We start from the raw sequence: 8,894 nt of genomic DNA on the forward strand, positions 1-8,894 counted from the left end.
GCGCAGCGCCTGCAGCAGCGCGCGGCGCAGGCCCAACCCGGCGGCCGCCGCGGGAAGCGGCGACCGCCGGTGGACAGCGCTGGCGCGGACGTCAGTGCTTGCCACCGCACTTGCCTTCGCCGCACTTGCCTTCGGCCGCCTTCTTGTCGCCGGTGCTCTTGGCCTTGGCATCGGTGCCGGCGGCGGCCTTGCCCTTGTCGCCACCACACTTGCCTTCGGCGCTCTTGCCATCGGCGCCGCACTTGCCTTCGGCATGCTTGGCGGCGTCGCCGGTACGCGCGTCGGCAGCCTTGGCATCGGTGGCCTTGGCGGCCTGGCCGGCCACCAGATAGCCCTGCGCCAGATCGCTCATGCTCAGAGCCGAAGCGCTGGCCGTCATGCCCAGGCCGGCGACAAGGGCGGTAGCGGTCAGCAGGGACAGGGTCTTGTTGGTACTGCTCATCGGTTGTGCTCCTGGGTGGTGTGGGCAGGTGCCCGGGTGGCCGGCAGAGGTGCCGGTGGAAGCGATCGTGCGCCGATCCTACTCAACGAATCCTCGCAGAGAACTCAAATTTTCGTGAGATTTTCCGCGCAGTCAGGGGGCGGGGCCTTGCCAGGCAGGCGCGGCGCCTTTGGAAATGCTGGAAGGCCCAAAAAGAAAGGCCGCTGTCGCGCGGACAGCGGCCACTCTGGAGTCGACTCCGGTGTTGCAGTGCAGCGTCAGGGCTGACCGGTGCTGGAGGTTTCGTCGCGCTTCTCGCGCGGCGGCAGCGGCTGCTCTCCATGCACGAGGAACCAGACGTTCTCGGCGATGTTGGTGGCGTGGTCGCCCACGCGTTCCAGATTCTTGGCCATGAACAGCAGGTGGGTGCACGGCGTGATGTTGCGCGGATCTTCCATCATGTAGGTCAGCAGTTCGCGGAACAGCGCGGTGTACTGCGCATCCAGGCGCGCGTCATCCTCGCGCAGGGCCAGCGCCGCCTCGGCATCATTGTCGCGGTAGGCCGCGATGGCGCGGCGCACCTGCTGTGCGGCCAGCCGGCCCAGGGCGCGCAGGCCCTGGATCTGCGGCAGCGGCGGCACCTTGCCCAGTGCGATCGAACGCTTGGCAACGTTGGCCGCGTAGTCGCCGATCCGCTCGATGTCGGCGGGGATGCGCAGGCCCGCAAGAATTTCGCGCAGGTCGCGCGCCATCGGGCCGCGCAGCGCAAGGCGCATCACGTCGTGGCTGATCTGCTGCTCCAGTGCATCGATCGCCTCATCGTTGGCGATGATGCGATGGGCGGCGTTCTCATCGCGCTTCTCGATCACGTCCATCGATGCTTCGAGCTGGGCGACGGCCATCTCGCCCATGCGCACGATTTCGGCCACCAGGCGCTGCTGCTCTTCGTCGTAGCTCTTGACGATGTGGTCGTTGGGAAGATTCATGGTTGTTCCGTCATGTAGAGCCGGGCCATGCCCGACTGGCGTTGTCTGTGAAGAAGCCGCGGTCCGGTCAGCCGAAGCGACCGGTGATGTAGTCCTCGGTCTGCTGCTTGGACGGCTGCGAGAAGATCACTTCGGTGCGGTCATGTTCGATCAGGTCGCCCAGGTACATGAAGGCGGTGTAGTCCGATACGCGGGCGGCCTGCTGCATGTTGTGGGTGACGATGACGATGGTGTAATCGTTCTTGAGCTCTTCCACCAGCTGCTCGATGCGGCTGGTGGAGATCGGGTCCAGTGCCGAAGTCGGTTCGTCCAGCAGCAGCACGTCGGGGCGCAGGGCGACGGCGCGGGCGATGCACAGGCGCTGCTGCTGGCCACCGGAAAGACCCAGCGCGCTCTGGTTGAGCTTGTCCTTCACCTCGTCCCACAGCGCGCCCTGACGCAGTGCCTGCTCGACGCGGTCGCTCATCTCACCCTTGGACAGCTTCTCGTGGTGGCGGATGCCGTAGGCCACGTTCTCGAAGATCGTCATCGGGAACGGCACCGGCTTCTGGAACACCATGCCTACTTTGCTGCGCAGCCGGTTCATCGGGAACTTCGGCGACAGGATGTTCTCGCCGTCCAGCAGCACTTCGCCGCGTGCTTCCAGCTTCGGGTACAGCGCGTAGATGCGGTTGAAGATGCGCAGCAGGGTCGACTTGCCGCAACCGGAGGGGCCGATCAGCGCGGTGACGCGCTTTTCCGGGATCTCCAGGTTGATGCCCTTGAGGGCGTGGAACTTGTCGTAGTAGAAGTCCAGGCCACGCGCAGCGAGCTTGACCGGAGCCGGGGTATGCAGGTTCTCGTGCGAGGCCGGCACGGCGATGCGCTGCATCGGCACGGCATTGGAAAGATCGTTCATGGTGGTTTCCACGGAAAGGTCAGTCATGGGAGATGCGGTTGCGCAGCAGGAGGCCGCGGGCGGCGAGGCTGACCAGCAACACGAAGACGGTCAGCACCAGGGCACCGGCCCAGGCCAGCACCTGCCAGGATTCGTACGGGCTGCCGGCGAACTGGTTCATCACCACCGGCACCGAGGCCATCGGCTGGAACACGTTGCTGTTCCAGTACTGGTTGCCGAAGGCAGTGAACAGCAGCGGTGCGGTCTCACCGGAGATGCGGGCCAGCGCCAGCAGGATGCCGGTGATGATGCCGGCCGAGGCGCTGCGGTAGAGCACCTGCACGATCACCTTCCATTGCGGGATGCCCAGCGACAGCGCCGCTTCGCGCATCTGCGAGGGCACCAGGCGCAGCATTTCGTCGGTGGTACGCACCACCACCGGCAGCACGATGAAGGCCAGCGACAGCGCACCGGCGAAGGCGGAGAACTGGCCGCCGGTCTGCATCACGTACAGGGTGTAGACGAACAGGCCCAGCACGATCGACGGGGCCGACAGCAGGATGTCGTTGACGAAGCGGACCACGGTGCCGGCCTTGCGGGCATTGCCGTACTCGGCCAGCCAGGTGCCGGCCAGGACACCCAGCGGGGTGCCGATGCCGATCGCCAGCGCACACATCACCGCGCTGCCGAAGAAGGCGTTGGCCAGGCCGCCTTCCTGCATGGGCGGCGGTGTCATCTTGGTGAACAGGTCCAGGTTGATGCCGGCCAGGCCCTTCGCGGCCAGGGTGAACAGGATCCAGCCCAGGAAGAACAGGCCGAACAGCGCGGTGGCGCAGGACAGCGCGATGGCGACGACATTGCCGATGCGACGGCGCAGGTACAGCGAGTCAGCGGTGGTGGACATCAGTTGCCCTCCTTGCGGGCCAGGCGCATCAGCATCAGGCGGGCGATGGCGAGCACCACGAAGGTGACGATGAACAGGACGAAGCCAAGCAGCAGCAGCGCCGAGCGGTAGGTTTCAGTGGCCTCGCCGAAGTCGTTGGCGATCAGGGCGGCGATGGTGGTGCCCGGCTCCAGCAGTGACGGCGACAGGCGCACGCTGTTGCCGATCACGAAGGCCACGGCCATGGTCTCGCCCAGTGCGCGGCCAAGGCCGAGGAAGACGCCGCCGATCACCGCCGAACGGGTGTAGGGCAGCACGATGTCCCAGCTCACTTCCCACTTGGTCGACCCCAGCGCATAGGCCGATTCCTTCAGGCGGGTCGGTACGGTCAGGAACACCTCGCGCATGACCGAAGAGATGAACGGGATGACCATGATGGCCAGCACGAAGCCGGCGGTCAGCATGCCGATGCCCAGCGGTGGGCCCTGGAAGATCGGGCCGATGACCGGCCATTCGCCCAGCGTTTCGTTGAGGAACGGGGTGACGTACTCGGTCATCACCGGTACCAGCACGAACAGGCCCCACATGCCGTAGATGATGGAGGGAATACCTGCCAGCAGTTCGATGGCGGTGCCGACCGGCCCCCGCAGCCAGCGTGGCGCCACTTCGGTCAGGAAGAACGCGATGCCGAAGCTGACCGGCACGGCGATGACCATCGCGATCAGCGCGGTGACCAGGGTGCCGTAGATCGGAGCGAGCGCACCGAACTTGTTTTCGACCGGATTCCAGTCGGAAGAGAAGAAGAAGCTCAGGCCCTGCATCTGCAGGGCATGGCGGCCGCCCCACAGCATCGACAGAGCCGCGCAGGCCAGGGCGATCAGGACGAAGATGACGGTGCCGACCAGCACCCATCGGAACAGTTTGTCGTTGCGGGCATCACGCGCGTCACGCGTGGACGGGGCGGCTACAGGCTGGGCGATGGCATTCATGGGGACGGCAGGGCCAGGAAGGGGCGGGGCGGCACGGCGTGGAAGACACGGTGCCCGCACGCGGCGGGCACCGTCGGATCCATCACTTCAGTTCGGTCGCCCAGTAGGCCTCGATCTGCGTGACCAGTTCGGCCGGCAGCGGCACATAGTGCAGCTCGTTGGCCTGGGCCTGGCCGTTCTCGAAGGCCCACTTGAAGAAGGCCAGGGTGTCCTGGTTGCGCTTGGCATCCTTCGGCTGCTTCTGCATCAGCATGAAGTTGGTGGCGGTGATCGGCCACGCCTGCTCACCCGGAGCATTGGTGATGACCAGATTGAAGTCCTTGGCGCTGGCCCAGTCGGCGCTGGCGGCCGCAGCGGCGAAGGTCTCCGCGCTCGGCTGCACCCAGGTGCCGGCGGCATTCTGCAGCGAGGTGTACGGCATGGCGTTCTGCAGCGCGTAGGCCAGTTCGACGTAGCCGATCGAGCCCTTGATCTGCTTGACGTACGAGGCGACGCCTTCGTTGCCCTTGCCGCCCACACCGTCCGGCCACTGCACCGAAGTGCCTTCGCCGACCTTGCTCTTCCACTCCGGGCTGACCTTGGACAGGTAGTTGGAGAAGTTGAAGGTGGTGCCCGAGCCGTCCGAACGGTGGACGATGGTGATCTTGCCGTCCGGCAGGGTCACGCCAGGGTTGGCAGCGACGATCGCCGGGTCGTTCCAGGTCTTGACCTTGCCGAGGAAGATGTCGGCCAGCAGGGCGCCGCTCAGGCGCAGCTTGCCCGCTTCCAGGCCTTCGATGTTGACGACCGGCACCACGCCGCCGATGGCCGACGGGAACTGGGCCAGGCCGGCCTGCGCCAGCTCCTCGCTGCTCAGCGGCTTGTCGGACGAGCCGAAGTCGACCGTGCCGGCCTTGATCTGGGCGATGCCGCCGCCGGAACCGATGGACTGGTAGTTGATCTTGGCGCCGGTGCTGGCGTTGTAGTCGGCCGACCACTTCGACACCAGCGGGAAGATGAAGGACGCGCCGGCGCCGGAGACTTCGGCGGTCACCTTCGCACCGGCGGCAGCCGGGGCAGCGGCACCGTCGGCGGCCGGCTGCTGCGCGACCTGCTTGTCGCCACCGCAGGCCGACAGGCCCAGGGCGATGGCCAGGGAAAGGGCGGCGAGGCCGGCCGAGTGCAGTTTCATGGTCACTCCATAGCGGGGAAGAGCCGACGGCGTCGGCGGATGCGGCTATGAAATGATGTTTTTGTTACAGCCGTATGACGTCCATGACAGAGGTGTCCTGGATCACGTTCCAACAAGGGTTTCACAGGGTCGTCGCCCACTGCGGACATCCCCGGAGACCGCCGCGGCCGCCCGATCTGCGCACCGGTAGGGTTGCCCCGGGCCGGTGCAGGATCGAGCCCCACGCCCCGCTGCGACGGCAGGCCGGACCCCACAAACGAGAAGAGCGCGAGATCCCGAGGATCTCGCGCCCGGTGGGGCCGGCGGGGGAGAGAGGACCCGCCGGCCCCGCTCCTGCGGGGGAGGTCTTGCTCAGTACTTCAGGTTCTGGGTCCAGTAGGTCTCGATCTGGCGGACCAGGGTGTCCGGCAGCGGGACGTAATCAAGCTGCTTGGCCTGCTGATCGCCGTTCCTGTAGATCCAGCGGAAGAACTCCTGCGTGGCCTTGGCACCGGCGACGTTCTTCGGCTGCTTGCGGACCAGGATGAAGTTGGTGGCGGTGATCGGCCACGCATCGGCACCCGGGGCATTGGTCATCACCAGGTAGAAGTCACGGGCATTGGCCCAGTCGGCGCTGGCGGCGGCGGCCGAGAACGAGGCGTCCGACGGCTGCACGATCTTGCCCGCGGCGTTCTTCATTGCCGCGTACGACATCTTGTTCTGCAGCGCATAGGACAGCTCGACGTAGCCGATGCCACCCTTGATCTGCTTGACGTAGGCGGCCACGCCTTCGTTGCCCTTGCCACCGATGCCCGCCGGCCACTGCACCGAGGTGCCTTCACCGACCTTGCTCTTCCACTCCGGGCTGACCTTGGACAGGTAGTTGACGAAGTTGAAGGTGGTGCCCGAACCGTCGGAGCGGTGCACGATGGTGATCTTGCCGCTGGGCAGGGTCAGGCCGGGGTTCAGTGCAGTGATGGCCGGATCGTTCCAGGTGGTGATCTTGCCCAGGAAGATGTTGGCCAGGGTCGGGCCATCGAGCTTCAGCGCACCCGGTGCGACGCCGGCGACGTTGATCACCGGCACCACGCCGCCGATCACCGACGGGAACTGGGCCAGGCCGGCGGCAGCCAGTTCTTCCGGCTTCAGCGGCGCGTCGGAGGAACCAAAATCGACGGTCGCTGCCTTGATCTGGGCAATGCCGCCGCCGGAACCGATCGACTGGTAGTTGACCTTCTTGCCGGTGGCGGTGCTGTAGTCCGCCGACCACTTGGACATCACGGGGTAGATGAAGGAGGCGCCCGCGCCGGTGACATCGGCAGCATTGGCGGCGAACACGGACGACGCGGCCAGGATGGCGACAGCGGCGCGCGACTTGAAGGCGTGGATCACGGGAGAGACTCCTGGGGTGGTCGAAGGGCGGTTGCCCAACGTATCGGTGCACATTCCATAACGATTCCGTGACACGGAAAGGTCTGTCATATGACGCCGTTGTGACATCGGATGAGGGGATTGCGCTGCGGTACAGGCGCTACCGCACGTGGCAAGGGCACGACCGCAGTCGTGCCCTTGCCGGTGCGTGGTGCGATGACGCGGGCTCTTACCAGAAGAACTGCGCGCGGGCTTCCAGGATGTTCGGATCGTCATTGACGAAGCCGCGGGCGCTGGAGCTGTACTTCTTGCTGTCGACCTTCACGTAGTTCAGCATCAGCTTGAAGTTCGAGCGCCAGTACCAGTTGGCGCCGACGGTCCACACATCCATCTTGCCGCCGAGCACGCCATCGACGATCGGCGGGCGACCGGCGACCGGGTTCGCGGCCAGGTTGCCGTCGTTGAGGTCCATGTGGTCGTAGCGCACGCCCAGCTGCCACTGGCCGCTGGCCGGGTTGTTCGGCAGGCCGGTGCCGGGCGTGCCGCCCTTGTAGCTCCAGGTCTCGCCGGTGACATTCCACAGGCCGCTGATGTAGTAGCCGTCGCTGGTGTAGTTGTCGTGGTCGTAGCGCTTGGCCTTGCTGGTGTAGTACTCGGCCTGGGCCTTGAACGGGCCCTGGAAGTACATGGCTTCGGCGCCGACGGTGCTGATTCGGTCGGTATCGGTCAGGTTGCCGCTGTCGATCAGGCGGGCGGTGGCCAGGTCGGCGTTCGGACGCGCACGCACGCGCAGGGTGTCAGCGTCGGCGTCGTAGTCCACGTAGCTCAGGCCGAAGTGCAGGACCTGGCCCTTCTCGTTGATCGGAGCCCAGGTGCCACGCGCGCCATAGCCGCTGCCATGGGCCAGGTTGCGGGTCAGCTCGCGGCCGAAGGCGCTGGCGGTGACCGACCAGTTGTCCTGGCCGTAGCTGTAGGCGCCACCCAGGCGGCGGGCGATCGCGTAGGTATTGGTGACCGCGGCCTTGGAGATGAAGTCGTTGTTCTTGGTGCTGGACAGCTCTTCCAGGCTGTTGGGCTGCTTGAACTGGCCGACCTGGATGAAATGGTTGGCATTGCCCAGCAGCTTGTACTTCACGTTGGTGTCGAGGAACTTGTCCGCCTTGGCGTCGTAGCCGAGCACCCACTCCACGTTGCCCGGGCCCTTGCCCTTGAGCACCAGCTCGGCGCGGCGCAGCTCGAACTCGCTGTCCTTGCCGTTGCCGGCATCGCCACCATTGAGGTCCACGACGTCGTTGTGGAACCAGTTGCCGTCGGCCTGGACCAGGCCTTCGAAGGTGATTTCCGAACCGCCGATCACGTCGATGGCGACTTCAGCGTGGGCAGCCGGCACATAGAGCGCAGCGGCCACGGCCACCGTCAGGAGTTGGTGATGCAGTTTCATGGAGAGGAGCCTTGCAGGCAGGTGGGAAGATGCGCGCAGGCTAGAAGGTAAAGATTGCGTAAATGTGACAGTTTCCGCGCGCAGTCTGTCCGCCGCGACCCTTGCCACGACTGGGCCCGGCATTGATGCCGGGCCGATATGACGTGGGGATTGCGCTGCGATGGCATTTACCCGCAGGCGCTGCGGGGATGCCTCAGGGGGCCGGTGTCTTGTCCTTGAAGCGGCACAGATCAGCGATCACGCAACCCGGGCAGTCCGGCTTGCGTGCCTTGCAGACGTAGCGTCCGTGCAGAATCAACCAGTGATGTGCGTCGAGCAGGAATTCATCAGGAATCGCCTTCACCAGCCTGTCCTCGACTTCGCGCACGTTCTTTCCCGGCGCCAGTCCCGTGCGGTTCGCAACGCGGAAGATGTGCGTATCCACCGCCATCACCGGTTCGCCGAAGGCCGTGTTGAGCACGACGTTGGCGGTCTTGCGGCCGACGCCGGGCAGGGCTTCCAGTGCCTCGCGTTCGCGTGGTACTTCACCGCCATGTTTCTCCAGCAGGATCGCGCAGGTGGCGATCACGTTTTTCGCCTTGGCGTTGAACAGGCCGATGGTGGCGATGTATTTCTTCAGTCCGTCCTCGCCCAGCGCCAGGATCTGCGCGGGCGTGTTGGCAACGGGGAACAGGCGGCGCGTGGCCTTGTTGACGCCGACATCGGGGGCCTGGGCCGACAACGCCACCGCCACCAGCAGTTCGAACGGCGAGCTGTATTCCAGTTCGGTCTTCGGA

Annotated in this window: 9 protein-coding genes; all 9 read right to left on the minus strand. The window is 65.7% G+C overall.

Annotation, left to right across the window (positions count from 1 at the left end; translation table 11 throughout):
- Nucleotides 1-91: 91 nt before the first annotated feature.
- Nucleotides 92-442 carry a hypothetical protein gene (locus QMZ25_RS18400; protein ID WP_053518199.1) on the minus strand — a complete coding sequence of 117 codons (351 nt, stop codon included), beginning with the start codon at nt 440-442 and terminating at the stop codon, nt 92-94.
- A gap of 257 nt (nt 443-699) precedes the next feature.
- The gene (phoU, locus tag QMZ25_RS18405) at nt 700-1,407 is read right to left on the minus strand and encodes a phosphate signaling complex protein PhoU (protein WP_053518201.1); all 708 of its coding nucleotides are present in this window, start codon (nt 1,405-1,407) and stop codon (nt 700-702) included.
- Between the two features lie 67 nt (nt 1,408-1,474).
- The gene (gene pstB / locus QMZ25_RS18410; protein WP_053518202.1) at nt 1,475-2,305 is read right to left on the minus strand and encodes a phosphate ABC transporter ATP-binding protein PstB; all 831 of its coding nucleotides are present in this window, start codon (nt 2,303-2,305) and stop codon (nt 1,475-1,477) included.
- 19 nt (nt 2,306-2,324) lie between these two features.
- Complete coding sequence (pstA, locus tag QMZ25_RS18415) at nt 2,325-3,188, minus strand: phosphate ABC transporter permease PstA (RefSeq protein ID WP_053518203.1); 864 nt, start codon at nt 3,186-3,188, stop codon at nt 2,325-2,327.
- On the minus strand, nt 3,188-4,156 hold the full coding sequence (gene pstC / locus QMZ25_RS18420) for a phosphate ABC transporter permease subunit PstC (protein ID WP_053518204.1): 969 nt from the start codon (nt 4,154-4,156) through the stop codon (nt 3,188-3,190). The genes pstA and pstC overlap by 1 nt, the downstream gene beginning before the upstream one ends.
- Before the next feature lie 82 nt (nt 4,157-4,238).
- Nucleotides 4,239-5,327 (minus strand): phosphate ABC transporter substrate-binding protein PstS, encoded by a 1,089-nt coding sequence (gene pstS, locus QMZ25_RS18425; protein WP_180875652.1) that lies wholly within the window; start codon nt 5,325-5,327, stop codon nt 4,239-4,241.
- A 351-nt stretch (nt 5,328-5,678) separates the two neighbouring features.
- On the minus strand, nt 5,679-6,698 hold the full coding sequence (gene pstS / locus QMZ25_RS18430) for a phosphate ABC transporter substrate-binding protein PstS (RefSeq protein ID WP_065174722.1): 1,020 nt from the start codon (nt 6,696-6,698) through the stop codon (nt 5,679-5,681).
- A gap of 208 nt (nt 6,699-6,906) precedes the next feature.
- A complete protein-coding gene (locus QMZ25_RS18435; protein WP_065174723.1) occupies nt 6,907-8,118 on the minus strand; it encodes an OprO/OprP family phosphate-selective porin in 1,212 nt (403 codons plus the stop codon).
- 193 nt (nt 8,119-8,311) lie between these two features.
- Nucleotides 8,312-8,894: endonuclease III (nth, locus tag QMZ25_RS18440; protein WP_283220093.1), on the minus strand; the 583-nt coding region annotated here is incomplete at its 5' end.

This window comes from Stenotrophomonas sp. RS-48, from assembly GCF_030053245.1.
In the GTDB taxonomy this organism is placed as follows: Bacteria; Pseudomonadota; Gammaproteobacteria; order Xanthomonadales; family Xanthomonadaceae; genus Stenotrophomonas; species Stenotrophomonas maltophilia_P.